The sequence below is a fragment of the Synechococcus sp. H55.2 genome, from assembly GCF_047462495.1.
Taxonomy (GTDB): domain Bacteria; phylum Cyanobacteriota; class Cyanobacteriia; order Thermostichales; family Thermostichaceae; genus Thermostichus.
The window spans coordinates 1-664 of the sequence record NZ_JANSJH010000231.1; the positions used below are offsets into that span (position 1 = coordinate 1).

Annotated in this window: 1 pseudogene; it reads right to left on the reverse strand. The window is 56.9% G+C overall.

The features are described from left to right. A pseudogene (locus NW844_RS13080) lies at window positions 1-526 on the reverse strand (RNA-guided endonuclease TnpB family protein); the annotation flags it as partial. Window positions 527-664: the final 138 nt, after the last annotated feature.

The following is a 664-nucleotide window of genomic DNA, read 5'->3' on the forward strand; positions in this document are numbered from 1 at the left end:
CACCAATCGCCTCGGTGGTGTCTCGTGGCTCCGGTGGGTCCTGCTCCACGCCAATTTGGATGTAGTAAAAACCGTCTTGGCGTTTGACCAACGTGGCTGCTTTGGGATGAGAACCCGCCAGCATGCCGCGCTGGTAGTTACCTATATCCAGCTCAAAGCGTTCGCGTCCCTCAACGGTGGTCAGCGACACCGTCCAGTCCCTCTCCCGGAAAGAGAAGATGCGGGCGTCGTAGGTAACAAAGCCAGACTTGAACGCTTTGACCGGACGATTCTTTTGCTGGGCAACCTTGCGGGCAGCGGCCAACCTTCTGCACACCTGTTGTGCCAGGTTGCTGGATAGCCCAAAGCGGGTACGAATTGCGCGGTAGCAGAGCGATTGAAGCTTGACTGGGTTGACCACCTTCTCTGGTGTGTTTTGGTTGACCCAGTTGAGTGCTTGTGCAAAAGCCGACAAGGTTGCCTCTAGCTTCACGGCTTGCGAAGCAGATACCTTGAGCTTGCAGGAGATGGTTAAAACTTGGGTCATGTTGCAATCATACGTCGTCCGCATTTCTCCCGACCCTGACCCCACGGCGGGGCTCCTGCGGTTTCTAGCTGAAGGCGGTCTTGGGGATCCCTTCCTGGGCCAGAGTTTGCAGGACGGCTTGCACCTGCTTGCGGCTAC